At 69.1% G+C, this 25,134-nt stretch carries 23 protein-coding genes, 1 tRNA gene, 1 pseudogene and 1 other annotated feature; of the genes and pseudogenes, 12 read left to right on the top strand and 13 right to left on the bottom strand.

Features of this window, described 5'->3' with window-relative positions; translation table 11 throughout:
• Window positions 1-202: 202 nt before the first annotated feature.
• Window positions 203-349, bottom strand: a complete 147-nt coding sequence (locus BM140_RS25755; RefSeq protein WP_165616403.1) for a hypothetical protein — start codon at window positions 347-349, stop codon at window positions 203-205.
• Between the two features lie 299 nt (window positions 350-648).
• Here BM140_RS25755 and BM140_RS06075 point away from each other — a divergent pair, with 299 nt between their 5' ends.
• On the top strand, window positions 649-963 hold the full coding sequence (locus tag BM140_RS06075; protein WP_091943057.1) for a hypothetical protein: 315 nt from the start codon (window positions 649-651) through the stop codon (window positions 961-963).
• A gap of 128 nt (window positions 964-1,091) precedes the next feature.
• Here the strand turns inward: BM140_RS06075 and BM140_RS06070 are convergent, their stop codons facing one another.
• The 4 genes from BM140_RS06070 to BM140_RS06055 form a co-directional block, all read right to left on the bottom strand.
• Window positions 1,092-1,295 (bottom strand): hypothetical protein, encoded by a 204-nt coding sequence (locus BM140_RS06070; protein ID WP_056249435.1) that lies wholly within the window; start codon window positions 1,293-1,295, stop codon window positions 1,092-1,094.
• A gap of 179 nt (window positions 1,296-1,474) precedes the next feature.
• The gene (locus BM140_RS06065) at window positions 1,475-2,101 is read right to left on the bottom strand and encodes a cyclic nucleotide-binding domain-containing protein (protein ID WP_091943055.1); all 627 of its coding nucleotides are present in this window, start codon (window positions 2,099-2,101) and stop codon (window positions 1,475-1,477) included.
• Window positions 2,102-2,289: 188 nt separating this feature from the next.
• On the bottom strand, window positions 2,290-3,612 hold the full coding sequence (locus BM140_RS06060) for a flavin monoamine oxidase family protein (protein WP_091943053.1): 1,323 nt from the start codon (window positions 3,610-3,612) through the stop codon (window positions 2,290-2,292).
• A 155-nt stretch (window positions 3,613-3,767) separates the two neighbouring features.
• Window positions 3,768-4,721, bottom strand: coding sequence for a Kelch repeat-containing protein (locus BM140_RS06055; RefSeq protein WP_091943050.1), 954 nt, complete (start codon window positions 4,719-4,721; stop codon window positions 3,768-3,770).
• Between the two features lie 156 nt (window positions 4,722-4,877).
• On the opposite strand from BM140_RS06055, the gene BM140_RS06050 reads away from it, so the two are divergent.
• From BM140_RS06050 to BM140_RS06030, 5 genes and pseudogenes are all read left to right on the top strand, one after another.
• A complete protein-coding gene (locus BM140_RS06050; RefSeq protein WP_091943048.1) occupies window positions 4,878-5,603 on the top strand; it encodes a sulfate transporter family protein in 726 nt (241 codons plus the stop codon).
• A gap of 249 nt (window positions 5,604-5,852) precedes the next feature.
• Entirely contained in the window at window positions 5,853-6,122 is a 270-nt protein-coding gene (locus BM140_RS06045) for a hypothetical protein (protein WP_091943046.1), read from the top strand.
• Window positions 6,123-6,708: 586 nt separating this feature from the next.
• Window positions 6,709-6,782, top strand: a tRNA-Gly gene (locus tag BM140_RS06040).
• A gap of 194 nt (window positions 6,783-6,976) precedes the next feature.
• Window positions 6,977-7,374, top strand: a pseudogene (locus BM140_RS06035) (IS3 family transposase); the annotation flags it as partial.
• Window positions 7,258-7,374, top strand: a sequence feature (AL1L pseudoknot). It overlaps the preceding pseudogene by 117 nt.
• Window positions 7,375-7,698: 324 nt before the next feature.
• Window positions 7,699-7,932, top strand: coding sequence for a hypothetical protein (locus BM140_RS06030; RefSeq protein ID WP_091943044.1), 234 nt, complete (start codon window positions 7,699-7,701; stop codon window positions 7,930-7,932).
• A gap of 481 nt (window positions 7,933-8,413) precedes the next feature.
• Here BM140_RS06030 and BM140_RS06025 read toward each other — a convergent pair whose 3' ends face one another.
• The 8 genes from BM140_RS06025 to BM140_RS05990 form a co-directional block, all read right to left on the bottom strand.
• On the bottom strand, window positions 8,414-8,875 hold the full coding sequence (locus BM140_RS06025; protein WP_091943042.1) for a PTS sugar transporter subunit IIA: 462 nt from the start codon (window positions 8,873-8,875) through the stop codon (window positions 8,414-8,416).
• 31 nt (window positions 8,876-8,906) lie between these two features.
• Window positions 8,907-9,653 (bottom strand): response regulator, encoded by a 747-nt coding sequence (locus BM140_RS06020; protein WP_091943040.1) that lies wholly within the window; start codon window positions 9,651-9,653, stop codon window positions 8,907-8,909.
• Entirely contained in the window at window positions 9,650-12,463 is a 2,814-nt protein-coding gene (locus tag BM140_RS06015) for a sensor histidine kinase (RefSeq protein WP_091943038.1), read from the bottom strand. The genes BM140_RS06020 and BM140_RS06015 overlap by 4 nt, the downstream gene beginning before the upstream one ends.
• 10 nt (window positions 12,464-12,473) lie before the next feature.
• The gene (locus tag BM140_RS06010; RefSeq protein ID WP_091943036.1) at window positions 12,474-13,079 is read right to left on the bottom strand and encodes a K(+)-transporting ATPase subunit C; all 606 of its coding nucleotides are present in this window, start codon (window positions 13,077-13,079) and stop codon (window positions 12,474-12,476) included.
• Between the two features lie 22 nt (window positions 13,080-13,101).
• Window positions 13,102-15,195 (bottom strand): potassium-transporting ATPase subunit KdpB, encoded by a 2,094-nt coding sequence (gene kdpB / locus BM140_RS06005; RefSeq protein ID WP_091943034.1) that lies wholly within the window; start codon window positions 15,193-15,195, stop codon window positions 13,102-13,104.
• A 243-nt stretch (window positions 15,196-15,438) separates the two neighbouring features.
• The gene (gene kdpA, locus BM140_RS06000) at window positions 15,439-17,154 is read right to left on the bottom strand and encodes a potassium-transporting ATPase subunit KdpA (RefSeq protein ID WP_091943032.1); all 1,716 of its coding nucleotides are present in this window, start codon (window positions 17,152-17,154) and stop codon (window positions 15,439-15,441) included.
• 22 nt (window positions 17,155-17,176) lie between these two features.
• Window positions 17,177-17,266: a K(+)-transporting ATPase subunit F gene (locus BM140_RS05995; protein WP_017484418.1), complete on the bottom strand. Its 90-nt coding sequence runs from the start codon at window positions 17,264-17,266 to the stop codon at window positions 17,177-17,179.
• A gap of 514 nt (window positions 17,267-17,780) precedes the next feature.
• Entirely contained in the window at window positions 17,781-18,593 is an 813-nt protein-coding gene (locus BM140_RS05990; protein ID WP_425287044.1) for a S1 family peptidase, read from the bottom strand.
• 397 nt (window positions 18,594-18,990) lie between these two features.
• On the opposite strand from BM140_RS05990, the gene BM140_RS05985 reads away from it, so the two are divergent.
• The 6 genes from BM140_RS05985 (at window position 18,991) to BM140_RS05955 (ending at window position 25,132) form a co-directional block, all read left to right on the top strand.
• Window positions 18,991-20,871, top strand: coding sequence for a methanol/ethanol family PQQ-dependent dehydrogenase (locus BM140_RS05985; protein ID WP_091943028.1), 1,881 nt, complete (start codon window positions 18,991-18,993; stop codon window positions 20,869-20,871).
• Window positions 20,872-21,084: 213 nt separating this feature from the next.
• Window positions 21,085-21,966 (top strand): methanol oxidation system protein MoxJ, encoded by an 882-nt coding sequence (gene moxJ, locus BM140_RS05980; RefSeq protein WP_091943026.1) that lies wholly within the window; start codon window positions 21,085-21,087, stop codon window positions 21,964-21,966.
• A 74-nt stretch (window positions 21,967-22,040) separates the two neighbouring features.
• Entirely contained in the window at window positions 22,041-22,637 is a 597-nt protein-coding gene (gene moxG, locus BM140_RS05975) for a cytochrome c(L), periplasmic (protein ID WP_091943024.1), read from the top strand.
• A 91-nt stretch (window positions 22,638-22,728) separates the two neighbouring features.
• Window positions 22,729-23,022, top strand: coding sequence for a methanol dehydrogenase [cytochrome c] subunit (locus BM140_RS05970; RefSeq protein ID WP_091943023.1), 294 nt, complete (start codon window positions 22,729-22,731; stop codon window positions 23,020-23,022).
• A gap of 224 nt (window positions 23,023-23,246) precedes the next feature.
• Window positions 23,247-24,278: an AAA family ATPase gene (locus BM140_RS05960; RefSeq protein ID WP_091943019.1), complete on the top strand. Its 1,032-nt coding sequence runs from the start codon at window positions 23,247-23,249 to the stop codon at window positions 24,276-24,278.
• Complete coding sequence (locus BM140_RS05955; RefSeq protein ID WP_091943017.1) at window positions 24,275-25,132, top strand: DUF58 domain-containing protein; 858 nt, start codon at window positions 24,275-24,277, stop codon at window positions 25,130-25,132. The genes BM140_RS05960 and BM140_RS05955 overlap by 4 nt, the downstream gene beginning before the upstream one ends.
• Window positions 25,133-25,134: the final 2 nt, after the last annotated feature.

The following is a 25,134-nucleotide window of genomic DNA, read 5'->3' as shown; positions in this document are numbered from 1 at the left end:
TTTAACGAACGTTGTCAAGCTGAGGCCGCAGGGTCTCCCGGCTCATCGACAGGGGCGATAACGCCCATCTCCCCTGAGCGCCAAGGGCAATTTTGGGCGCCGTCGGAACGGCCTTCTCCAAAAAACCTCGCGAGAGAAAGAACCATCTCCTGCGCGCCCGTTCTCTAGAAAGAACGTTCGCGGGGTCTGCGCCGAGCGCCGCTCAGGCCGTCGCCCACTCGATGGCCCACCACACGCCGCGGGCGACGATGAACCACCACGTCATGGTCAGAGCCAGGGCGCCCAAAAGGCCGAGATGGGCGAAGCGGCGGTGGAGGAGGCGCCGGAGCGCGCCGATGACGGGCTGCATGATCGGTCCTGCGAGAGGCGAGGCATCGGTTCCGGATCGGGGCGTGCGTGCCGTCCCGATCCGCCCGCCGTCCCGTTCCGGGACATCGCGGCCCGGTCGAAGACGGTTTCGCTTAACCATCGCAACCCCCGAACCAGCTCGGCGCAGGCCCCCGAAGCGCCCGTCCGCGCAGGGAAAACGACGCGCCCACCGCCCCGCCCGGCAGTGCAGGCCGGATGCGGGCTCCGGTCTTGCAGTGAGACGCGCAAACGGCTCGCCCACGGTGGGCCCGCCCCGATGTTTTCGCGAAGGTTCCTTCCGTGCCTGCATTCGCCCGTTCCGACGACCGCGCGCGTCCGGCCCCCGTGCTCGGCCTGTTCTCGGACGGTTTTTCCGCGCGGCGCGGGCCCTATCCGAAGGCTCTGCCGTTCACCCATGCCTGCGACCCGACGCACCGCTTCGCCTTCTCGGTGGCGGCCGACTGGTACGGCCGCTGGACCGTCCTTCCCTGGGTTCCGCCGGTCGAGGCGGTGCCCGGCGAGGACATCGTGATCGTCACGCCCGCGGCCGACCGGTCGCGGCGAAACGACCGCCCGGATCGGCTTTCCCCGATACCGCGGCTGCGCCTAAGCTGAGGCTATGGAAGAGAACCAACTCCGCGAGTCGCGCGCGGCGCTGATCCTGATGGCCGTGGCCGTGTTGGCCGTGCTGGCCTTCGGCGCCGTGACGCTGATCATCCAAGCGGGTTGAGGCGGATGCGGCCTCAGCTCGACAGCTGGCGCAATTGCTTGTCGAAGGCTTCGAGGGCGCGGGCCTGTTCCGGGTCCGGCTGCGGGCCGCTGAGATAGGCGAGCGTCACCCGGGCGATGCGCAAGGCCGTGGCGAGGTCGCGCCCCTCGCGCCGGGCCTGCTCGATCACGGTGGCGACATCCGCCATGACCTGGGCCTTTGCCTCGTATCCCCTCATCCGTGTCCCGCTGGCGTCTGGCCGTGTGCGTCTGGCCGCTTGCGCGCTCCGGGCCGCCGGGGCTGCGCTCGGACTCGTACCATTCCCGCGGGCGTTGACGAAACACGTCCGCGCGACATGCACCGGTTTCCCCTGGCGAATGCAGTCTCGGTGGCAAACGCGGCGGGAGCGAGACGGCCCTACAGCACCTCCGTGCCGGCATTGTCCGGCCGCAGGGTCTCGGCGGCGCCCTGGAACAGGCGTTCGCTCGTCAGCCGCAGGAAGTAGAAGCCGAATTCCGGGTTCTGGTAGTAGAGCTGCTTGACCTCGGAATAGCTTAGGCAGAGCGCCGAGCCCGCCTCGACGCAGGCGAGCGAGCCGGTGCGGCGGTTGCCCGGCGAGAGCATGCCGAGTTCGCCGACGATGTCGCCGGGCTTCACGTCGAGGCCGTGCTCGGCGATGCGGAAGCGCCCGCTCTCGATCAGGTACATCTCCTCGGCGAGATCGCCCTTGAGAAACAGCACCTCGCCGGCCCGGAAGCGCCGGGACGTGCCGAAGGGTTTCAACCAGTCGAGCGACAGGTCCCCGGAGGCCGCCTTCTCGGTGTCGCGCGCGAGGCGGACCATCTGGTAGAGCCGCCAGGCATTGAACGGGATCTGGATCATCTCGGTCAGCACCACCGGCGCGCTGCCGATCAGGAGGCCGTAGGTGATGACGGCGCAGCTCGCGCAGAGCGCCACGATCCGCAGCGGGATCATCGTGCTCATCGCCGTCGAGGCGATGGTGAGCCCGGTGCCGAGATAGCCGATCGCCTCGATCCAGTTCATCGCCGCCCCCGCTTCGCCCGCATGGCGGCGGTTCGCACCGATCGTGCCCGAATTGCAAGCGTCACATACCAAGCGGCACGGAGCCGGACCGATGGTCCCGTTCCGTGCGTCCGGCGGAGGCCCGCCGTCCCGCCGCCCCGTCGCCGCGGGGGCAATCGGCGATGGGTCAGGATCATCGCGGATGGGTCTCAGGCGCCGGCGCGCGGTCCCCGGGCCGAGAGATGGTCGGCGACGGCCTCCGCCGCCCGCCCGCCTTCCTCGAAGGCGCCCCCGGCGGTGCCCCATTGCTGGCGGGAATGGGCCTCGCCCGCGAACCAGATCCGATCCGCCACCGGCTCGCCCAGAATCGCCCGCGCCGGCGCGTGGCCCGGTGGCACCACCGCCCAGGAGCCGGCCGCGTACGGATCGTGGCGCCATCCGGTGACCGCCGGGATCGCGAGGTCGCGCAGGGCACGGTGGCCGAAATGCTCGGCCAGCACCGCGCGGGCGAGGCGGCGCTCGGCGTCCGGCCCGGCCCTGAGGGCGTCGGCCGCTCGCGCGAAGGCGGTGTCGATCTCGAAATAGTGGAACGGCGTCCCGTCGATCCGGGTCAGCATCCCCGGCGGCTTGTGGCGTCCGCCGACGATGCTGGCGAGCCGGTCGCGGCCGCAAAACGGCGCCGACGGCCAATGCAGCACCACGTGCTCGTAGGTGCCCGACAGGAAGCCGTCGATCGCCCCGCGGGTGCGCGCCGGCAGGGGCGGCTCGAAGCGGACGCTGCGCTGGAGCACCGGAATCGGCACCGTGACGATCACGGCGCGGACGCCGAGCGTTCCACCGTCGTCCAGGCGGATCGCGACGCCCGGCCCCGTGGTGTCGAGGGCGGCGACCGGCGCGGAAAGCCGGATCGGCAGATCCAGCGCGAGGCGGGCGAGGTAGGCGCCGTAGCCGCCGGAGACGAAAAAGTTGTCGCCGTATTCGAGGCTCGGCCAATCGTGCAGCGACACTTCTTGAAGCGGCCGGCCCGAGACGAGGGCGTGGACGAGACTGATCCGCTCGCGCCAGGGCCCGAGGCTCGGCGGCACGGCGCTCGAGGCCGGTCCGTCCTCGCGCAGGCCGGCGGCCAGCGTCATCGCCCGGTCGGCGACGTCGAAGGCCCGGCCGAAGGCGGCCTGCTCGGCGGTGCGTCCGCGGCGGCGCCCGACCCAGAGATGCCCGTCCTGCGCCGCCCGCCGCAGCGGCTCGCCACGGGCGTGCCCGAGCGCCACCAGCGGGTTGACCGGCCCGGCATGGAGCCAGTGGGCCCCGAGATCGATCGGATGCCCGCGCAGAGCCGTTGTGAAGGCCCGCCCCCCGACCCGGTCGCGCGCCTCCAGCACCGCCACCGACAGCCCACGCGCGATCAGCCGCCGCGCCGCCGCGATTCCCGCCGCGCCCGCGCCGATCACCGCCACGTCGGGGGCGGAGGGGAGGGGGGCGAAGCGAGGCGGGACGGTGGGGTGGAAGCGGACGTGTTCCGGGGACGGGGGCATTCGGTTTTCTGGTTCGAGAAGTGCCCGTCATGTCGGACGGGCCGCACGCCGCGACAAGCGCCGCTGCCCCAGACCCCCTCCCCCCTCTGCCGGGGAGGGCGTCCGCGGAGCGGACGGGAGAGGGGATGCTGCGGCGACGTTGCGAACGACAAAAATCACCGCCCCGGCGCGGCCCCCTTCGGATCGAGCACCTCCACGATGCCCGACTTCTCGCCCCCCGGCCGGGGGCTGCCCGTCAGAGTGTAGAGGCGACCCCCGTAGGTCACCGCGCCGAAGCCGTGGCGGGCGGTCGGCAGGCGGGCGAGGGCGCGCCAGAGATTGGCCGGCAGGTCGAAGGCCTCGACCGCGTCGTAGGTCTTCACCTTGGATTCGCCGCCGATCACGAACACCTCGCGGCCGAGCACCGCCGAGGCGACGCCGCTGCGGGCCGTCGGCAGGGGCGCGGCATCGCTCCAGCGGTCGGCGGCCGGATCGTAGACCTGATTGGCCGTGAGGTTCTTCGAGGAATCCCCGTCGATGCGACCGCCGACGGCGACGATGCGACCCTCGACCGTCTGCACCGCGAGATGGTCGCGCGGGGTCGGCAGGGGCGCGGCGCCGGCCCAGGAATCGGTCGCCGGATCGTAGATCTCGTGGGTCGCGACATTGCCCCGGCCCGAGCCGCTGCCGCCGACGACGTGGATCTTGGCGCCGAGCGGCGTCGCCCCGCCCGCCGCCCGCGGCGTCGGCAGGTCGGCCCGCGGCTCCCATCGGTCGGCCTTGGGATCGTAGGCCCAGACCTTCGGGCTCGCCTCCCAGCCGTTCACGTAGCCGCCGAAGACGTAGATCCTGCCGCCCCGCTCGGCCGCCATGGTGTGGTGGACCGGGTAGGGGAAGGGCGCGCCCTTGCTCCACCGGTCCTCGGCGAGATCGTAGATCAGGAGTTCGGTCGCGCCGTTGTAGTCGCCGATGACGTAGGCCTTGCCGTCGAGCGCCGCCACCGCGACCTCGGAGCGCTCGGCGGGGGCCGAATTCGCGCCGGCCCAGGCGCCGACCTCGTGGGCGGCGGCCGGACTTCCGGCGACGAGGAGGCCGAGCAGGATCAGGCGGGGGAAGGGGCGTCGGGTCATGGCGTGTCTCCGGCGTGGCTCCGCGGCCTCTGTCCGGCGACAACGCGGCAAACGGTCGGGAGGGCCCGCCCCGCGCCGGGGCTTGCGCTCACGAACGGTTGCGGCGAGAACCCCGGCGGGACGGGCACACGACAATTTCCACGGACGGATCGGGCGATGCTCATCAAGGCCGCCGCCGCGGCTCTGCGCCAGGTGCTTTCTCCGGCGCTGCGCGGCATCCTGCTCAAGTCGCTGGCGCTGACGATCGGACTGCTGATCGCGGTGTGGTTCGGGCTCACCCGCCTGATCCAGGCGTTCCAGGCAAGCCACCACATCTCGGCGGATTATCCGTTCCTCGACACCCTGGCCTTCTTCCTGGCCGGTGCCGGGCTGTTCGTGGCGCTCGCCTACGTCATGCCCGCGGTCTCGATCCTGGTGGCCGGCTTCTTCCTCGACGACGTGGCCGAGATCGTCGAGCGCACCGATTTCCCCGCCGAGCCGCAGGGGCGGGCGCTGCCCTTCGGCGAGGCGATGTGGTCGGCCGTGCGGTTCGCCGGGCTGGCGCTCTTGGTGAACCTCGTGGCGCTGATCCTCGTCTTCGTGCCGGGGGTGAACCTCATCGCCTTCTTCGGCGCCAACGCCTACCTCCTGGGCCGCGAGTATTTCGAACTCGCCGCCGGCCGCTTCCGGCCGCTGGCCGAGGCGCGGGCCATGCGCGAGCATTTCGGATTCACTGTGATCCTCGCCGGCTGCCTGCTCGCCGGGCTGATGGTGATTCCCATCGTCAACCTCGTCACCCCGCTCTTCGGCGTGGCGCTGATGGTCCATCTCCATAAGGGCCTGGAGCGCAGGGCCGCGCTGTCCGGTCCGGGGCCGAGCGCCCGGCTGCCGCACGGTCCCTGATCCCCGTCACCGACCCCATCCCGACATGCCGGCGTAGGCCGGCCTCACCGGCCGCCGCGCCGAGGAGGGCTGGCCGCCGTCGGCACATCGGGCGTGAACCCTTGTTCCGAAGTCCAGTCCGGCGGGTAATCCGTTCGGTTGCGTGCGTCGTGACACATCCAAGATGAAGTTTGGTGCCTATATTCATCTTCAGCAGAGAGAAGCAGGCCCCGCGACGGGGATGTGCTGCAGAAGGAGGATGAACACCGTATGAAGACGCGAGTCGCCGCCGTCGTTGCCGCCGTCATGCTCGGCGCCACCGCTCCGGTTTCTTCCGCCTTGGCCTTCAGCGCAGCTGCTCCGGTGGAGCGGACCGCGCCCGTCACGCGCTTCGCGCCGGAGGTGACGGGGTCGCTGGGTGTTCACGACGATCCGAAGTTCACCCGCTGCCCGACGAGTTCGGCCGCAGAGGGCAACGCCAACCAGCAGCACTTCCCGGTCAAGCAATACGGCCAGACCTCCGGCGGTACCCGCTGCTGACCCGGACGGCCCGCCCGATGAGGGCGGGTCACCCTCTCGGCATCATACTGCCGGAATCTTGGCTTCGATCGTAACCTCGACGGTCGGAACCGGCACGATGTGTCCAATATCGCGAGCGAATATCCGGCGAACCTTCGGCCGGATCCGACATCACCTCGTTGTGATGGATCGGGCCGCCTCGGGGCCCGCTTTATGCGTGGGCGTCCGGAGCCGTCCGGCTCGGGCGCCTTGCGACCTGCGGACGCCATCGAACCCGAAACCCAAGCCATTTTCCATATCTCAAGGAGTCGATCGACGATGCAGCTGAAGCCCGTTTCCTACGCCATGATCGCCGTGTTCGCCTGTGGCCTCATCGTGACGGCCGTCGGCTCGGTCAGCGTGCTGATGGGCCTCTGATCCGGCGCGTCCCTGGCAAGTCTGTCCATCGATTCCCCGGTCATGCCCCGCGGTCGAGCCGCCGAAGGGGAACGACCGGGCCTCACCGTCCGTACCGTGCCCTGGAGCTGTGCCTCCAGAGGTCCGAGCACCCGGAGCCGAGCCGCGGCGATCTTCTCAAACCCCGCGGCTCGTGATATCCGGCCCTCATGCGGGTGTAGCTCAATGGTAGAGCAGCAGCCTTCCAAGCTGAATACGAGGGTTCGATTCCCTTCACCCGCTCCACTCCATCCTTTTGGCGGCGCTTGCGATTTTCAGCTTTTGTGTTGATCTCGCGTTCCTGATGTTCCCTGTTGCGTTCCCAAAACTTTTTTAAATCTTGTTCTGCGTTGCCCGACGAGTAACCCTCATCTTTGCTACCGTGCGAGATGAACCGCTCCGGGTTTCCCGGAGGCTCCGCCTCTTGAGAGGGTGGAGCCATGACGAAGCCAAACATTCCCTTTTCGCCTGAGGTCCGCGAGCGCGCGGTGCAGATGGTGTTCGACCATCAGGGTGAGAACGGCTCGCAATGCGGGGCGATCCGCTCGATCGCCTCGAAGATCGGTTGCTCGGGCGAGACGCTGCGCAACGGGGTGCGCCAAGGCGAGCGGAATCGTGCTCAGCGCGCCGGCCCGACGACGGAGCAGGGCGAGCGGATCAAGGCGCTGGAGCGGGGGAACCGCGAACTTCGGCAGGCCAACGAGATCCCGAGGAAGGCGTCCGCCGGTTTTGGGTTGGCGCAGTTCGATCGCCGGTCGCGGGCATGATCGCCTTCATCGACGGTCACCGGGAGGTCTACGGGGTCGAGCCGATCTGCATGGTGCTGCCGATCGCCCCGGTCAGACCCGCATCGCCGCTTGACACATGGAAGGGCGTCCAGGGCTCGCAATACTTCGCCTTGCGCGACACGGAGCGCTTGGCGGAGGCGGGTGTTGAGCCTTCGGTCGGCAGCGTCGGGGACGGCTATGACAACGCCCTGGCCTAGACGAGCAACGGTCTGTTCAAGGCCGAGGCGCCGGCTTTCGAGGGCACGGGCCGCCGAAGACCTGAATCCTAACGAAACGCTTATGAGATTGGCTCCGCTTCCCGCTCGAACCCTAACGCGGTCGGGCACAGTTTAGGGGCGCGGTCTCCTGAAGGCCGCGCAAACCCCAGACACACGATGTCCCCCAGCATACAAGTCGCCGTCATCCCTGCCGAGGCTTCCGCCTCGGACGCGGCCCGGTTCATCGTCGGCCAGGACCCGGAAGGCCACTGGGTCGCCATTGAGATCCACGGGCGCGCCGGCGGCCTGTTCCGGAGCCGCAAGGCGGCCGTCGATTACGCCGAGGACGAGACTGACCACCGTCCCGACGCCGTGCGCCTGTCCGGGGAGCGGATCGAGCTGCGCATCTGACGGCAGGGCCGACGCTCTCGAGGTGGCAGCCCCGGCATCCGTTATCCATACGGTCGTCAATCGTCGGGGTTTCCCGTGTCCAGCCGTTCCGTCCGAGCCCGCCACGTCCGGCCCATGGGCTCCAGACGCCACAGCGCCCAAGTCCTCCGCACCTTTGGCCTGGTCCTCGCCGTCGATGGCGTCGCCGCGACCGAGGCAAGCCTCGCCATCGACGGCCACGGAAGCGACATCATCGGCGACCCGTTCGTCGCGGTGGCTTGGCTGGCGCGTCGGCTTGTCGAACGAAGCTCGGATTTGAGCGCGGGCGAGCTCGTTTCGGTTGGCGGTAGCAGGGGCGTGGCACCAGTTGTTGCCGGACCGTCCGCTGTCGGCCGGGTTCGACGACTTCGGCACCGTCTCGCTCGACCTACTCCGAACGACCGGTCGCCGCTTCGCTCTCAGCCATCGGCATGTGGTCGCGCAGGCCCCCCCGAGGGGCGCCTCACGCGTGGCTGAAGGACGGGGCGCTGATCGACGCGTGGAGGCCTGCTGCGTCCCGCGCAATCCGCAGGGCCGCAGCGATGTCGGGGTCCCTCAGCTTGCGCGCCACGCAGGCCAGCGCGTTCAGGTGATCGTCACCCTCCGCCGTCGGCAGGAGGAGGAGGAACACGAGGTCCACCGGCCGCTCGTCGACTGCGTCGAAGTCGAAGGGCTCCCGCAGGCGTGCCAGCAGGCCGAACGGCTTCCTGACCGATTCCAGCCGCGCATGCGGCAGCGCCACGCCGTCGCCGATCCCGGTCGAGCCGAGCCCTTCCCGGCGAACGAGGGCACCGAGGATCGTGGCGGCGTCGAGAGCGAGCGACTGCGCGGCGCGCCGGGCCAAGTCTTCGAGGAGGGCGGTCTTGGCGGAAGCGCGCAGGCCGAGAATCACCGCCTCGGGCGCGAGGATGTCGTCGACGGTCATCGCGTCGGTCGGCCGCTGGTGGAACTGGGCTTCAAGATCTCGTCTCCGTCGCCGCCGGCTTGGCGTCGTTCGCCGCGCGCAGCCTGAGATCCGGTTCGTCGTCGGGCGCGCGCAGGCGATAGCCGACGCCAGTCTCGGTGAGAAGAATGCGCGGCCGCTCCGGGTCGGCCTCCAGCTTTTGCCGGAGCTGGCGCATGTAGACCCGCAGGTATTGAGGCTCCGACGAGACCGAGACCTCGTGCATCAGCTGGGCGTGGGTCAGCACCTTGCCGGCATGCAGCACGAGAACCCGCAGGAAGTCGTACTCGCGCGGGGTCAGCTTCACCTCGGCGTCGTCGACCTTGACCACACGGCGGACGAGATCGACCGAGAGGCCGTCGACCCGGAAGACGGGCCGCTCGCCCCGGGCGGCGAGTTGGTGTCGTAGGGCCGCGCGCAGCCGCGCCAGGAGCTCCGCCATGCCGAAGGGCTTCGTCACGTAGTCGTCGGCGCCTAGGTCGAGAGCCTCGACCTTTCCGCCCTCGTCGTCCCGGCTCGACAGCACCACCACCGGCAGGCCCGGATGGCTCGCCCGGATCGCCCGCAGCAGATCGTGCCCGCGCATGTCCGGCAGGCCGAGGTCGAGGATGACGAGATCCGGGCTCTCGCGCGCGAGCACCTCCAGGGCGGTGGTGGCGTTCGGGGCCTCGATGATGGCGTAGCCCTGGGTGGACAGGCCCATGCGCAGCAGCTTGCGGATCGGGGGCTCGTCGTCGATGACGAGAATGGTCGGGCTCATGCGGCGATATCCCTTGGCGTCGTCCGTGCCGGGACCGGAAGCGCCACGGTAAAGGCGGCCCCCAACCGGTCGCGACGGTTGCCGGCCGTGATGGTGCCGCCCATCGCCTCGACGAACCCGCGGGAGATGGCGAGGCCCAGCCCGGTGCCGGCCCGGACGTGGTCGCTCTTGCGCACCCGGTAGAACTTGTCGAACACCCGCTCGACATCGCCTTCGGGCAGACCGAAGCCCTCGTCGAGCACCTCGATGCGGACCGCCTGGCCGTCGTGCCGGGCACGAACCGTCACGGTCGTGCCCTCGGGCGCGTACTTCGCGGCGTTGTCGAGGAGGTTGACCAGCACCTGCTCAAACAGGACCGGGTCGAGGTGCAGCGTCGGCAGGTCGGAATCGATCGCGACCGCGATCCGGTGCTCGGCCAGGATCTTCTGTGTTCGCCGCAGGGCGGTGTCGACGGTCTCGGCCACGTCCTGGGGGGCGAGGTTCGGAGCGACCGCGCCGGCTTCCAGCCGCGTCATGTCGAGCAGGTTGACGATGAAGCGGTTCAATCGCTCCGATTCCTCGATGATCGTTGCCAGGAGCTCGGCCTTGGACTCGGCCGGGAGCGCCGCGTCGAGGTCCCGGAGCGTGCTGGCCGAGCCGAGCACGGAGGCCAGCGGCGTACGCAGATCGTGACTGATCGAGGTGAGGAGCGCCCGGGCCAGCCGGTCGGTCTCGGCGGCGCGCTCGGCCCGGTCGAGGTCCTCCACGAGTCGCACCCGCTCGATGGCGAGCGCGCCCATGTCGGCGAGGGCGTCGAGGAGGCGCAGGCCCTCCGGCGCCAGGATCGGGCCGGTCCCGTCCGCATCGAGGCCGATGACGCCGATGGTGCCGCGTCCGGTGCGCATCGGCAGGAACAGGCGCTTGGCGCCGGGCAGCGTGTCGGAGCCGCGCCCGGCCGGGCGCTCGTTGTCGAAGGCCCATTGCGCGGCGGCGAGATCGGCCTCGTCGAGCCTATCCTCGGGCGGGTAGCCGGCCCGGACCGTGACGGCCTTGGAGCCGTGCCGGACCACGTTTGATGGGGGCACGCTTCTAAGGTCTTGGTTCGACGCGTACTCTTTCGTCGAACCGGTATCCGCTTCGTCGGAATGCGCTCTAGCCTCCGGCAGCAGCAGTACGACGCGGACCTTCAGCATGGCGGCGACCTGGGCCGATGTCGCCCACAGCACGTCGTCGAGGGAAGCGCAGCCCGCGAGCTTGCGCGAGAAGCCGAACAGCCGCTCGGAGGACTTGGCGCGGGCTTGGCTGAGCACCGCGGTCAGGCGGGCGCGGGCGGCGAGGTTGGAGACCACCACCGCCACCACCGAGAACAGCACGAAGGCCGCGACGTTGGTCGGGTCGGCGATGGTGAGAGTGTAGACCGGCGGAAGGAAGAAGAAGTTGTAGGCGAGCGAGGCCGCCACGACGGCCAGCAGCGAGGGGCCGAGACCGAAGCGCACGGCCACGCCGACGATCGCGGTCAGGAGGAACAGGTCCGCGTTCTCGACCCCGGCATGGGGTTGGAGCAGCAGGGCGAGCGCGAGCCCCAGCCCCGTCGCGACGAGGGCGAGGGCGTAGGACCGGAAATCCGGAGCGGCAGCCGTGGTCGTGGCGATCGTCCGCGTCTGCGCCGCCGCCGGGACGGCCTCGCCGGGTACCACGTGCACGCTGATGTTGCCGCTGCGACGCACGAGGTCGTGCACGACCGAGCCGTTCACGAACTCGAACCACTTCGAGCGCGCCGCCTTGCCGACGACGATGTGGTTGACGTTGGCCGATTGCGCGTAGGCGATGATGTCGTCGGCGATGCGCCGCCCGCCCGGCAGGGTCACGGCGTCGCCCCCGAGTCGGTCCGCCAGCCGCAGCGTCTCGGCGACGCGGTCGCGTTCCGCCTCGGTGAGCGAGGCGGCGCGCGGCCCCTCGACCACGAGCGCGCTCCAGGGCGCATGCAGGCGGTCGGCCAGCCGCTTGGCATACCGCACGAGCCCGGCCGAGCGCGGATCCTCGCTGACGCAGACCAGCACCCGCTCGCCCGCCGCCCAGGGGCCGGGAATCGCGTTGGCCCGCATGTGGCTGAGGAGTTCGTCGTCGACCCGGTCCGCGGTGCGCCTGAGCGCCAGCTCGCGCAGGGCGGTAAGGTTGCCGCGGGAAAAATAGTGCTTGAGCGCCCGCTCGGCGTTGGCCGGCACATAGACCTTGCCGGCCTTCAGGCGCTCGATCAGGTCGTCGGGGTTGAGATCGACGACCTCGATGTCGTCGGCCCGGTCGAGAACCCCGTCCGGAACGGTCTCGCGAACGCGGATACGGGTGATGGAGGCGACCACGTCGTTGAGGCTTTCGACGTGTTGGATGTTGAGCGTCGTCAGGACGTCGATGCCGGCGTCGAGCAACTCCTCGACGTCCTGATAGCGCTTCGGATGCCGCGAGCCGGGCGCATTGGTGTGGGCGAGCTCGTCCACGAGCGCGATCCGCGGCCGGCGAGCGAGCAGTGCGTCGAGGTCCATCTCCTCCAGGACCGTGCCGTGATAGGGCACGGCGCGCCGCGGAACGACCTCGAAGCCGTCGAGCAGGCTTTGCGTCTCGGCGCGCCCGTGCGTCTCGACCACGCCGACCACGACGTCGGCGCCCGATTTGAGCCGGGCGCGCCCGATGGTAAGCATCTCGTAGGTCTTGCCGACACCGGGCGCGGCGCCGAGGAACACTTTGAGCCGGCCGCGTGTCCGCTCCTCTCGGCGCACCGCTTCGAGCAGCGCGTCGGGCGAGGGGCGGTTCGGATCGCGGCCGGGGTCGGACATGATGGCTCTTTTAGCGCTTGGCGAGTTCGTCGAGCGCGAGGTTCAGCGCCAGCACGTTGACACGCGGTTCGCCGAGGATGCCCAGTGTGCGGCCCTGCACCTGGGCGGCAACGAGCTCGTTCACCTGCTCCTCGGACAGGTTGCGGGCCTTCGCGACCCGCGGCACCTGAAAGAAGGCCGCCTCGGGCGAGACGTCGGGGTCGAGGCCCGAGCCGCTCGTCGTGACGAGATCGACCGGCACCGGCTGGCCCGGGTTCTCGGCCTTCAGGGCGTCGAGGTCGCCCCTCACCCGTTCCGCCAGCGCGGAGCTGGTGGGACCGAGGTTCGAACCCATCGAGTTCGCGGCGTTGTAGGGCGCCGGCACCGTTTTGCTCGCATCGGCCGGGTCGGCCGCGGTGGTGGCCGACGGCCGGCCGTGGAAGTAGCCCCCGCCGGTGAAGCCCTGGCCGATCAGGCTGGAACCGACGACCTTGCCGTCGCGCTCGATCAAGCTGCCGGCGGCCTTGGCCGGGAAAACCGTGCCGGCGATGCCGGTGACGGCGAGCGGATAGGCGAGGCCTGTGACCGCCGTCAGGGCGACGAGCAGGACGAGGGCGGGGCGAAGCTGGTTCAGCATGGCAGGTCTCCTAAGACCTTCTTCAAGCGAGATGGAGGGCGGTGACGGCCATGTCGATGACCTTGATGGCCACGAAGGGCACGAGGACGCCGCCGAGGCCGTAGACGAGGAGGTTGCGGCGCAGGAGCGAGGCGGCCCCGACCGGGCGGTAGGTCACGCCCTTCAGCGCGAGCGGGATCAGGGCGACGATGACCAGTGCGTTGAAGATGATCGCCGACAGGATCGCGCTCTGAGGCGAGGCGAGGCCCATCACGTTCAAGGCCTCGAGCTGGGGGTAGAGCGTCAGGAACATGGCCGGGATGATGGCGAAATACTTGGCCACGTCGTTGGCGATGGAGAAGGTGGTCAATGCGCCCCGCGTCATCAGCAACTGCTTGCCGATGCCGACGATCTCGATGAGTTTCGTCGGGTCGGAATCGAGATCGACCATGTTGCCGGCCTCGCGGGCCGCCACTGTGCCGGTGTTCATCGCCACGCCGACATCGGCCTGGGCGAGCGCGGGGGCGTCGTTGGTGCCGTCGCCGCACATGGCGACCAGCTTGCCCTCGGCCTGCTCGCGCCGGATGAGGGCCAGCTTGTCCTCGGGGGTCGCCTGGGCGAGGAAGTCGTCGACGCCGGCCTCGGCTGCGATGGCAGCGGCCGTCATCGGGTTGTCGCCGGTGATCATGACGGTGCGGATTCCCATCCGGCGCAACTCGGCGAAGCGCTCGCGGATGCCGCCCTTCACGATGTCCTTCAGGTAGACCACGCCGAGCAGGCTGCCGTCCTTGGCCACCGCGAGCGGGGTGCCGCCGGCCTTGGCGATGTCCTCGGCGATGGCACGGATCTCGGCCACGCCCCCCGTCTCGGCCTCGGGCCGGACGGCCAGGGCGAGGTTCGAGCCGCGGGTCGCCATCGGCTGTCCCGTCACCGAGGCGATGACGGCATCGACCGCGCCCTTGCGGATGGACGAGCCGTCGAGGTCGACGCCCGACATCCGCGACTGCGCGGTGAAGGGCACGAAGGTGGCGTTCAGCCCGGCCATGTCGCGGGCACGGATGCCGTACTTCTCCTTGGCGAGCACGACGATGGAGCGGCCCTCCGGCGTTTCGTCGGCGAGCGAGGCGAGCTGCGCCGCGTCGGCCAGCTCCTGCTCGGAGACGCCGCGCACGGGCCGGAACTCGGTCGCCTGCCGGTTGCCCAGCGTGATGGTGCCGGTCTTGTCCAACAGCAGCGTGTCGACGTCGCCCGCCGCCTCGACCGCGCGGCCCGACATGGCGAGCACGTTGAAGCGCACGAGACGGTCCATGCCGGCGATGCCGATGGCGGACAGGAGCGCGCCGATGGTGGTCGGGATCAGGGTCACGAACAGCGCGACCAGGACGATGACGGGGATCGAGCCGCCGGCATAGCTCGCAAAGCTCGGGATCGAAGCGACCGCGAAGACGAACACGATGGTGAGGCCGGCCAGCAGGATGTTGAGGGCGATCTCGTTCGGCGTCTTCTGGCGCGCCGCACCCTCGACCAGCGCGATCATGCGGTCGACGAAGGTCGAGCCGGCGGCGGCCGTGATGCGGACCCGTATCTCGTCGGACAATACCTGCGTGCCGCCGGTGACCGCCGAGCGGTCGCCGCCCGATTCGCGAATGACGGGGGCGGATTCGCCGGTGATGGCGGCCTCGTTGACCGACGCGACGCCCTCGATGACCTCGCCGTCGGAGGGGATCAGGTCGCCGGCCTCGACCAGCACCACGTCGCCGACCTTGAGCGAGGTGCCGGGCACCGTCTCGAAGTTGCGGCCCTTGCCGGTGAGGCGCTTGGCCTGCATCTCGGTGCGGGTGCGGCGCAAGGAATCGGCCTGGGCCTTGCCACGGCCCTCGGCCAGCGCCTCGGCGAAGTTGGCAAACAGCAGCGTGAACCAGAGCCAGAGGACGATCTGGCCGGAGAAGAACACGTCGTTGCCCTCGGCGACGAGGTCGCGGAGGAACAGTACGGTGGTGAGCGCCGCCACGACCTCGACCACGAACATGACCGGGTTGCGGATCATGGCGCGGGGGTCGAGCTTCCTGACGGATCCGAGGAGCGCGGGCCCGACCAGGGCGGCGCTGAACAGCGATGATGTTTTTTGGGAGGACATGGAGTTCGCGTCCGGAGAGGGGCGGGTCGGCCCGGCCTGAGCGGCCGAGCCTTGCCGAGTTCGGTTCAGGAGGCGGCCAGCGTCGCCGCCGTCATCAGGGCGAAGCCGCCGAGCAGGACGACGCCGAGGAGCGCCAGGACGAGGTCCGACATGCGCAAGGGGCGCGACGGGCCGCTTTGGGGGCGAGGGCGTAGCACCGGGTGATGGTGCGGCCTGCGCCGTGAGGGGAAGGCGCGGGGCATCTCAGCCCCCCGTCCCGAAGGTCTGGCCGGCCGAGCCCGCGAGGTGCTCGACCACCGGGCCGAGCGCCAGCGACGGGAAGAAGGTCAGGCCGCCGACGATCAGGATGACGCCGACGAGCAGGCCGACGAACAGACCGCCATGGGTCGGGAAGGTGCCGGCCGAGGCCGGCAGCGTCTTCTTGGCCGCCAGCGATCCGGCCATGGCCAGCGCCGGGACGATGACGAAGAACCGTCCGACCAGCATGCCGAGCGCGAGAAGGCTGTTGTAGAACGGCGTGTTGCCGGTGAGCCCGCCGAAGGCCGAGCCGTTGTTGGCGGCTGCCGAGGTGAAGGCGTAGAGAATCTCCGAGAAGCCGTGCGGGCCGGCGTTCGCCGGACCGGCGAGCCCAGCCGGGAGGACGGTGGCGAGCGCGGTGCCGCCGAGCATCATCAGCGGCAGACAAAGGATGGCGAGCATGGCCATCTTGACCTCGCGGGCCTCGATCTTCTTGCCGAGATATTCCGGCGTGCGCCCGACCATCAGGCCGGCCACGAAGATCGCCACCACGGTGAAGACCAGCATGCCGTAGAGGCCCGCGCCGACGCCGCCGACGATGATCTCGCCGAGTTGCATATTGATCAGTGGGATGAGGCCGCCGAGCGCCGTGAACGAGTCGTGCATCGCGTTGACCGCGCCGCAGGAGGCCGCCGTCGTCACCACCGCAAAGAGCGCCGACGCCACGATTCCGAAGCGGACCTCCTTGCCCTCCATGTTGCCGCCGGTGAGCCCGAGGCCGTTCAGGACGGAACTGCCTGCCGCCTCGCTGGCATAGGTGACCGCGACGCCAGCCAGGAACAGCAGGCCCATGGCCGCGAGGATCGCCCAGCCCTGGCGCTCGTCGCCGACCATGCGCCCGAAGACGTTGGTGAGCGCGGCCCCCAGCGCGAAGATCGAGATCATTTGGACGAGGTTCGAAAGGGCGGTGGGGTTCTCGAACGGGTGGGCAGCGTTGGCGTTGAAGAAGCCGCCGCCGTTGGTGCCGAGCATCTTGATCGCCACCTGGCTCGCCACCGGGCCGACCGCGATGGTCTGCTGGGCGCCTTCCAACGTCGTGACATCGACGTAGGTGCCAAGCGTCTGCGGCATGCCCTGCGAGACCAGAAACAGCGCATAGACGAAGCAGATCGGCAGCAGCACATAGAGGGTGCAGCGGGTCAGATCGACCCAGAACGAGCCGACCGTCCTGGCGGAGGCACGGGCGAAGCCGCGGATCAGGGCGACGGCAAGGGCGATGCCGGTCGCTGCCGAGAGGAAGTTCTGGTGCGTCAGCCCCAACATCTGGCTGAGATACGAGAGGGTGCTCTCGCCGCCGTAGTTCTGCCAGTTGGTGTTGGTGACAAAGCTCGCCGCGGTGTTGAACGCAAGGTCGGGCGCCACTGCCGCCTGACCCATGGGGTTGAGCGGTAGCACGTCCTGCAGGCGTAGCACCGCGTAGAGCAGTACGAAGCCGAGTCCGTGGAAGGCCAACATGGCCAGGCCGTAGCCGAGCCAGGTCTGCTCGTGGCGCTCGTCGATGCCGGCGGCGCGGTAGAGACCGCGCTCGACGGGGCAGAGCACGGGCGAGAGCGGGGTTCGCTCCCCGTTGAAGACGCGCGTCATGTACCAGCCGAGCGGCTTCACGAGCGCGAGGACGACCGCGCAGAACAGCGCGATCTGTATCCAGCCGTTAGCATTCATGGATGTGGTCCGGCAGGGCCGCTCAGAACCGCTCGGGGCGGACGAGGGCGTAGGTGAGGTAGACGAGGAGCCCGGCCGTCACGAGGGCTCCGAGGGCGAGGTCGAGAGTCATGGGGGGCGCCTCAGAGGCGTTCGCAGAGCGTGGCGTAGCCGGCGGCCAGGCCGAAGAAGGCAAAGGCTGCTGCGAGGAAGGCGATGTCGAGCATGATGCGTCGCGGGTCCGTTCGACCTCCGGTCGCGGACACTCCGCGACCGAGCTGGGTCGACCCCGAATGTGGACGGGAACCGCGTTAGGGTTCGAGACGGAAAAGGAGGCGATCCTATAAGGAACTCATTAGGATCGATCTGAACCGCGCCGGATTGCCCGGATTCGATGTGGTCTGGATCCAGCTGCCAAGGTTCACGCCTGACCCGCGTGAAGCAGCGCGCCTCGGCCTCGCCAAGAGGCACGTTGCCGATGAGTTCGTGCAAGCGGCGAGTGTGGAAGCAATCGACCCATTCGAGAGGCGTGTGATCCGTCTCTCGCTCCTTGGCGCAGGCGGCCACAACGTCGATCGATCCTCAAACCCGTGACACAACCTCATTATCGATGATCGCGACGGTGATGGCCGTCGCGGGAGCCGGCGTTACGGCGAGGGCTGAGGCCGTCTCACGGCCTCGCGCAGGGCATCGAGCAGAGCCCCTTCGATCAGCAGGGCCGAGCCGTAGTGGAACTCGATATCGAAGGCGTGGCGTGAGTTCATGGAGAGCGAGGCGCTCTGCATCGCCACCATCCGGCCGGCCTCGTCGAACAGGCCCGAACCCGAGCCGCCGTAGCCGTCGTTGCAATCGTGCCGGGCGCGGCGGGTGTCGCCTTCGGTCGGCGGATCGACACGGCGGACCGTGCAGGTCTCCAGGCTGGCCTCACCCCGATAATTGCCGTGGCCGCCCGGCGAGACCATCGTGACCGGCAGCGTCAGATCTCCGGTCGTCAGGTCGGGCGGCGCCTCGGGCAGGGGCTGCGTCGGGGCCTCGGCGGCTTGGACGAGGCGCAGCAGCGCCCAGTCGTCGGTGATGTGAAGTCGCTCCGCGTCGCGGGCCACGCCGAGCTGCAGGCTGTCGGCGACGAAATCGTAGTTGCGCCCGCCGATCTGGAAGTAGCAATCGGACACGATCCGTGTCGTCTCGAGCTGGCGGTTGCGGAAATTGTGAGCGTTGAGCATCACGAGCGTCGGCGCGCCGATCAGCCACGCGGCGGCCGCCTTGCGCGGGACGCCGTCGGGGCGGCGGCACCACAGCACGCCCGCGCCGGGAAAGCGCAGGCGATCCTCGGCGGTGAGGTCGCGGCGCCCGTCGCGCGGATAGAGCGCGCCCGTCGTCTCGACATCGATCGCGTCCGCCGCCCGGGCGAGGCCGAGCCCCGCGATCAGGCCGGCGAGCGTGAGGGCCGCCGCCCGCATCCGTCGCCGGGCCGTGCCGTCTCCTCCCATGACAAAATGTCTCCCCCGGTCCGGGTCGGGCTGCTTCGACACGCGCCCGTTGGGAGGAAGTCGTGGCGTGCAGAGTAGAGCCGGTCAAGTGTGCACTGCACCTACCGGACGGCAATCTTAGGCTTGCCTTATGCTCCCGCCAACAAATGTCGGACCACCTAAAGACATCGCGTCCAATAAAGTCCTAGAAAATATAGGCGAAGGGGCGCTAATAAGTCTTTCATAAGGTCGCTCTGCTCTAAGGGAATGCTTAGAGACTCGATGCTGGCCACCGATCGACTTGAAGGCGAGCCTGGACCTCGGACGAAAGAAATCTGAGTGGTGCCGCGAGGCCGAAAGGCGTGGCGGTTGAGCGAGGAGACGCAGGATGAGCAGATACGTGACATCGGTGTCGGCACTGGCGATGCTGGCGCTCGCGCCGGTGGCCCTGTCGAGCGGGGCGTTCGCCAACGACAAGCTGGTCGAGCTGTCGAAGAGCGACGAGAACTGGGTGATGCCCGGTAAGAACTACGATTCGAACAACTACAGCGAGTTGAAGCAGGTCAACAAGTCGAACGTGAAGCAGCTCCGGCCGGCTTGGACCTTTTCCACCGGTCTGCTGAACGGCCACGAGGGCGCGCCGCTCGTCGTCGACGGCAAGATGTACATCCACACCTCGTTCCCGAACAACACCTTCGCGCTGGGTCTGGACGATCCGGGCCACATCCTGTGGCAGGACAAGCCGAAGCAGAACCCGGCCGCCCGTGCGGTCGCCTGCTGCGATCTCGTCAACCGCGGCCTCGCCTACTGGCCGGGCGACGGCAAGACCCCGGCGCTGATCCTCAAGACCCAGCTCGACGGCAACGTCGCGGCGCTCAACGCCGAGACCGGCGAGACGGTGTGGAAGGTCGAGAACTCCGACATCAAGGTCGGCTCGACGCTCACCATCGCCCCCTACGTCGTCAAGGACAAGGTGATCATCGGTTCCTCCGGCGCCGAGCTCGGCGTGCGCGGCTACCTCACCGCCTACGACGTGAAGACCGGCGCTCAGGTGTGGCGCGCCTACGCCACGGGTCCGGACAAGGATCTGCTGCTGGCCGACGACTTCAACGTCAAGAACGCCCATTACGGCCAGAAGGGCCTCGGCACCGGCACCTGGGAAGGCGACGCCTGGAAGATCGGCGGCGGCACCAACTGGGGCTGGTACGCCTACGATCCGGGCACGAACCTGATCTACTTCGGCACCGGCAACCCGGCGCCGTGGAACGAGACCATGCGTCCGGGCGACAACAAGTGGACCATGACGATCTTCGGCCGCGACGCCGATACGGGTGAAGCCAAGTTCGGCTACCAGAAGACACCGCACGACGAGTGGGACTATGCCGGCGTCAACGTGATGATGCTGTCCGACCAGAAGGACAAGGACGGCAAGGTCCGCAAGCTGCTGACCCACCCGGACCGCAACGGCATCGTCTACACGCTGGACCGCACCGACGGCTCGCTGGTCTCGGCCAACAAGCTCGACGACACGGTCAACGTGTTCAAGTCGGTCGATCTGAAGACCGGCCAGCCGGTGCGCGATCCGGAATACGGCACCCGGATGGATCACCTCGCCAAGGACATCTGCCCCTCGGCGATGGGCTACCACAACCAGGGTCACGACTCGTACGATCCGAAGCGTGAACTGTTCTACATGGGCATCAACCACATCTGCATGGATTGGGAGCCCTTCATGCTTCCCTATCGTGCGGGTCAGTTCTTCGTCGGTGCGACGCTGAACATGTATCCGGGCCCGAAGGGCGACCGCCAGAACTACGAGGGTCTCGGCCAGATCAAGGCGTACAACGCGATCACCGGCGACTACAAGTGGGAGAAGATGGAGCGCTTCGCGGTGTGGGGCGGGACGCTCGCCACGGCGGGTGACCTCGTCTTCTACGGCACGCTCGACGGCTACCTGAAGGCGCGCGACTCCGACACGGGCGACCTCCTCTGGAAGTTCAAGATCCCGTCCGGCGCCATCGGCTACCCGATGACCTACTCCCACAAGGGCAACCAGTACGTCGCCATCTACTACGGCGTCGGCGGCTGGCCGGGCGTGGGCCTCGTGTTCGACCTCGCCGACCCGACCGCCGGTCTCGGTGCGGTGGGCGCCTTCAAGAAGCTCGCCAACTACACCCAGATGGGCGGCGGCGTGATCGTCTTCTCCCTCGACGGCAAGGGTCCCTACGACGATCCGAATGTCGGCGAGTGGAAGTCGGCCGCCAAGTAAGGCCAGCGACGAAAGCCTCCCTCTCTCCCTCGCGAGAGGGGGAGGTCCCGGGACGGCGCGGCTCTCGTTCCTCCCCCTCGGCGCCGCGCCGTTCCAGCCTCGTCCTCCGGCCCCGGAGGCACGGGCAACCCCTTCGGATCCCGGCAGCATAAGTCGGCACCGGAACCGTCTTCCGAGACGACACCCCAAAAAGAATCCCAGAGGAAACGAACGATGCCGCTCGCGAACGGACGCCCCCGCGCGACCGCGAAAGCCTTCACGCTGGCCGCGCTCCTCGGTCTCGCCGGGCCCGCCCTGGCGCAGGAGCAGAAGGCCGCCCAAGCCCCGGCGAAGACCGATCCCGGCGTCCTGCGGGTCTGCGCCGCCGAGCAGCCGCCGCTCTCGATGAAGGACGGGTCGGGCCTCGAGAACAAGATCGCCACCGTCGTCGCCGAGGAAATGGGCCGCAAGGCTCAGTTCGTCTGGCTCGGCAAGCCCGCGATCTACCTCGTGCGGGACGGCCTGGAGAAGAACACCTGCGACGTGGTGATCGGGCTCGATGCCGACGACGAGCGCGTGCTGACCACCAAGCCGTATTACCGCTCGGGCTACGTCTTCATCACCCGCGCCGACCGCGATCTCGACATCAAGTCGTGGAGCGACCCGCGGCTGAAGCAGATCGACCACATGGTGGTCGGCTTCGGGACGCCCGGCGAGGCGATGCTCAAGGATATCGGCCGCTACGAGGAGGACATGGCCTACCTCTATTCGCTTGTGAATTTTCGCGCGCCCCGAAACCAATATACGCAGATCGATCCGGCCCGGATGGTCAGCGAAGTGGCCGGCGGCAAGGCCGACGTGGCGGTGGCCTTCGGGCCCGATGTCGCCCGCTACGTGCGCGATTCCTCGACCAAGCTGCGCGTGACGCCCGTGCCGGACGACACGACCCGCAGCGACGGCCAGAAGATGCCCCAGAGCTTCGACCAGGCGATGGGCGTGCGCAAGGCCGACACGGCGCTGAAGGGCGAGCTCGACGCGGCGATCGCCAAGGCCAAGCCCCGCATCGAGGCCATCCTGAAGGAAGAGGGCGTGCCCGTCCTCCCCGTGTCGAACTGATCGATCCGGCCCCTGCGGGCCGGGCACCTCCCCCAAGAAAACGACAAAAGTCTCAGGAAGCGACGATCACCCCGATGATGCGAAAGTCTACGATTGGAACCGCCCTCGCCACGCTCGTCGTCCTGGGCGGCGCGGGACCGGCGGCTCTTGCCCAACCGCAATCGGCCCCGCAATCGGGCGTCGTGTTCCGGAACACCGTCACCGGCGAACCCCTCAACGTCAGCGAGGGCAAGGAGGGCGGTCGCGACACCCCGGCGGTGAAGAAGTTCTTCCAGACCGGTGAGAACATCTACATCGACGACAAGTCCTGCCTGCGCAACGGCGAGAGCCTGTTCGCCACCTCCTGCTCGGGCTGCCACGGCCACCTCGCCGAGGGCAAGCTGGGACCGGGCCTCAACGACAATTACTGGACCTACCCGTCGAACACGACCGATGTCGGCCTGTTCTCGACCATCTTCGGCGGCGCCAACGGCATGATGGGTCCGCACAACGAGAACCTGACGCCCGACGAGATGCTGCAGACCATCGCCTGGATCCGGCACCTCTACACGGGCCCGAAGCAGGACGCGGTCTGGCTCAACGACGAGCAGAAGAAGAGCTACACGCCCTACAAGCAGGGCGAAGTCATCCCGAAGGACGCCAAGGGCCAGTGCAAGCCGCTGGAGGAGTGATCCTTTCGGGGTTCGGGGCCGGGTCTCAACCGGCGCGATCGAGGGGGCGGTTCGCCGCTCGCGACCAACGCATCAAAAAACGGAGGAAACCATGAAGACCGTGCTCATCGCCGCCGTGTCCGTCATCGCCGCCGCCGGCTTCGCCGGCCCGGCCGCCGCCTATGACGGCACCAAATGCAAGGCGCCGGGCAATTGCTGGGAGCCGAAGCCCGGCTTCCCGGAGAAGATCGCCGGCTCGAAGTACGATCCCAAGCACGACCCCAAGGAGCTGAACAAGCAGGCCGATTCCATCAAGCAGATGGAAGAGCGCAACAAGAAGCGCGTCGATAACTTCAAGAAGACCGGCAAGTGGGAATACGACGTCAGCAAGATCGCGGCGAACTGATTTTTCACACGCACGCGCAACGTAACCCTCCCCCCTCGACGGGGGAGGGTGGCCCCCGAAGGGGGTCGGGAGAGGGGAAACCCCGCTTCCGGAGATAACTCGACGAGGGCGGCCAGGCGGACGCGCCGCCCCCCTCTCCCGCCCGCTCCGCGGGCACCCTCCCCCGCTGAGGGGGGAGGGTTGGGGCCGCCGCGCCCACCAGAACAACAAGGCCCATCCGGCGAATGAACACCCTGCGCCCCGGCGACGCGATACTCACGGATTGGCGGGAGGCCGCCACGCGCTTCGAGCGCGAGATCGCCAAGGCGGTGGTCGGCCAGGAGCGGGCGATCCGCCTCGTCACCATCGCGATCTTCGCCCGCGGCCACGTCATGCTCGAGGGCGATGTCGGCGTCGGCAAGACCACGCTGCTGCGCGCGGTCGCACGGGCCCTGGGCGGCGCCTACGAGCGCGTCGAGGGCACGGTCGACATGATGCCGACCGACCTGATCTATCACACCTATCTCGGCGAGGACGGGCGACCGCGGGTCGAGCCCGGCCCGGTCCTGCGGCAGGCGCAAGACCTGTCGGTCTTCTTCTTCAACGAGATCAACCGCGCCCGGCCGCAGGTCCATGCGCTGCTCCTGCGCATCATGGCCGAGCGCAGCGTCGCGGCCTTCAACCGCGAATATCACTTCCCCAACCTTCAGGTCTTTGCCGACCGCAACCGGGTCGAGCGGGAAGAGACCTTCGAGCTGCCGGCCGCCGCCCGCGACCGCTTCCTGATGGAGATCGGCATGGAGGCGCCGCGGAACGCGGAGGCTCGCCGGGCGCTCGTGTTCGATCCTCGGTTCCACGACACCGACCGCCTCACGGAAGAAGTCGGTGCGGGCGTGCTCGACCACGACCGCATCGGCGCCATCGCCAGCGCGATCCAGCACTCGGTCCGCGCGGAACCGGCGATCGAAGCCTACGTCGTCGGCCTGTGGGAGGCGCTGGTGCGTCCGGCCGCGGCGGGCATCCGGCTGTCCGGGCTCGATATGGAGCGGCTGATCCAGGGCGGCGCCTCGCCCCGCGGCGTCGCCTTTCTGGTCCGCGCCGCCCGGGTCCGGGCCTGGCTGGAGGGCCGCGACTGGCTGGTGCCGGAGGACATCCGCGCGGTCTTCCCCGAGGTGATGGCCCACCGCGTCTTCCTCGAACCGGTCTACGAGATGCGCCGCGCGGAGATCGTGCCGGAATTGATCCGCGCCGTGTTCGACACGGTGCCGGCTCCGTGAGCGCCCCGGAGGACGGAGCCGACATCCTCTACTGGCCGCGCTGGCGGCCGGGCGGCCACCGGATCGGCGCCCATCGCGGGCAGCAGGCCGGAGGGCTCGGCACCTTCCGCGATACGGTCGGCTTCCTGCACCTGCCGGATGCCCGGCGCATCGACATCCGGGCTTCCCTGCGCGACCCGTTCGAGGGCGTGGCGGTGCGCCGGTTCGAGGCCCGCAGCCCGGTCGAGACCTACGCGCTGATCGACCTCTCCGCCTCCATGCGGTTTCGGGGTCGGGCCGACCGGCTCGGTCTGGCGGCGGCGTTCTGCGCCGCGCTCGCCCGCTCGGCGACGCGCATCGGCGACGGCTTCGGCCTGATGGCGGCGGACGGCGTCTTTCGCGAAGACCTGTACCTCCCGGCCACCCGCCACCGCGCCGCGGCGGGGCTCGCCGCCGCCCGGATCGGCGACGCCGCCTGCGCCGGCACCAGCGCCGAGGGGCTGATGGAAGCCGCGCGCCGGCTGGCGGGCCGCCCGAAGCTCGTCTTCCTCGTCTCCGATTTCCGCTGGCCGGAAGCCACGATCACCCGCATCCTCTCGGCGCTGGCCCTCCACGACGTGACGCCGGTTCTGCTCGCCGACACCGCGGAAGACGACGGCCTGCCGGCCTTCGGCCTCGTCGAACTCGACGATCTGGAGGGCGCCGGCCGCCGCCTGGTCTTCCTGCGCCCGTCCCTGCGCCGGCGCTGGCGCCAGCGCGAGGCCGCCCGGATCGAGACCCTGCGCGGTCTGTGCACGCCCTTCGCCCGTCCTCCCTTCCGGCTCGCCGACCGCTTCGACGCGGAGGCGCTGACCCGTCACCTGCTGACGACGTGACG

It is taken from the genome of Methylorubrum salsuginis (genome assembly GCF_900114375.1).
In the GTDB taxonomy this organism is placed as follows: Bacteria; Pseudomonadota; Alphaproteobacteria; order Rhizobiales; family Beijerinckiaceae; genus Methylobacterium; species Methylobacterium salsuginis.
Note: the sequence above shows the minus strand (reverse complement) of the source record. Positions and strands in the feature narration are given on the sequence as shown.

Excerpts from the sequence above, each read along its gene's own strand:
- BM140_RS25755 (WP_165616403.1), bottom strand. The coding sequence starts at position 349 with ATGCAGCCCGTCATCGGCGCGCTCCGGCGCCTCCTCCACCGCCGCTTC.
- BM140_RS06070 (WP_056249435.1), bottom strand. The coding sequence starts at position 1,295 with ATGAGGGGATACGAGGCAAAGGCCCAGGTCATGGCGGATGTCGCCACC.
- BM140_RS06065 (WP_091943055.1), bottom strand. The coding sequence starts at position 2,101 with ATGAACTGGATCGAGGCGATCGGCTATCTCGGCACCGGGCTCACCATC.
- BM140_RS06060 (WP_091943053.1), bottom strand. The coding sequence starts at position 3,612 with ATGCCCCCGTCCCCGGAACACGTCCGCTTCCACCCCACCGTCCCGCCT.
- BM140_RS06055 (WP_091943050.1), bottom strand. The coding sequence starts at position 4,721 with ATGACCCGACGCCCCTTCCCCCGCCTGATCCTGCTCGGCCTCCTCGTC.
- BM140_RS06050 (WP_091943048.1), top strand. The coding sequence starts at position 4,878 with ATGCTCATCAAGGCCGCCGCCGCGGCTCTGCGCCAGGTGCTTTCTCCG.
- BM140_RS06045 (WP_091943046.1), top strand. The coding sequence starts at position 5,853 with ATGAAGACGCGAGTCGCCGCCGTCGTTGCCGCCGTCATGCTCGGCGCC.
- BM140_RS06030 (WP_091943044.1), top strand. The coding sequence starts at position 7,699 with ATGTCCCCCAGCATACAAGTCGCCGTCATCCCTGCCGAGGCTTCCGCC.
- BM140_RS06025 (WP_091943042.1), bottom strand. The coding sequence starts at position 8,875 with ATGACCGTCGACGACATCCTCGCGCCCGAGGCGGTGATTCTCGGCCTG.
- BM140_RS06020 (WP_091943040.1), bottom strand. The coding sequence starts at position 9,653 with ATGAGCCCGACCATTCTCGTCATCGACGACGAGCCCCCGATCCGCAAG.
- BM140_RS06015 (WP_091943038.1), bottom strand. The coding sequence starts at position 12,463 with ATGTCCGACCCCGGCCGCGATCCGAACCGCCCCTCGCCCGACGCGCTG.
- BM140_RS06010 (WP_091943036.1), bottom strand. The coding sequence starts at position 13,079 with ATGCTGAACCAGCTTCGCCCCGCCCTCGTCCTGCTCGTCGCCCTGACG.
- kdpB (WP_091943034.1), bottom strand. The coding sequence starts at position 15,195 with ATGTCCTCCCAAAAAACATCATCGCTGTTCAGCGCCGCCCTGGTCGGG.
- kdpA (WP_091943032.1), bottom strand. The coding sequence starts at position 17,154 with ATGAATGCTAACGGCTGGATACAGATCGCGCTGTTCTGCGCGGTCGTC.
- BM140_RS05995 (WP_017484418.1), bottom strand. The coding sequence starts at position 17,266 with ATGACTCTCGACCTCGCCCTCGGAGCCCTCGTGACGGCCGGGCTCCTC.
- BM140_RS05990 (WP_425287044.1), bottom strand. The coding sequence starts at position 18,593 with ATGCGGGCGGCGGCCCTCACGCTCGCCGGCCTGATCGCGGGGCTCGGC.
- BM140_RS05985 (WP_091943028.1), top strand. The coding sequence starts at position 18,991 with ATGAGCAGATACGTGACATCGGTGTCGGCACTGGCGATGCTGGCGCTC.
- moxJ (WP_091943026.1), top strand. The coding sequence starts at position 21,085 with ATGCCGCTCGCGAACGGACGCCCCCGCGCGACCGCGAAAGCCTTCACG.
- moxG (WP_091943024.1), top strand. The coding sequence starts at position 22,041 with ATGATGCGAAAGTCTACGATTGGAACCGCCCTCGCCACGCTCGTCGTC.
- BM140_RS05970 (WP_091943023.1), top strand. The coding sequence starts at position 22,729 with ATGAAGACCGTGCTCATCGCCGCCGTGTCCGTCATCGCCGCCGCCGGC.
- BM140_RS05960 (WP_091943019.1), top strand. The coding sequence starts at position 23,247 with ATGAACACCCTGCGCCCCGGCGACGCGATACTCACGGATTGGCGGGAG.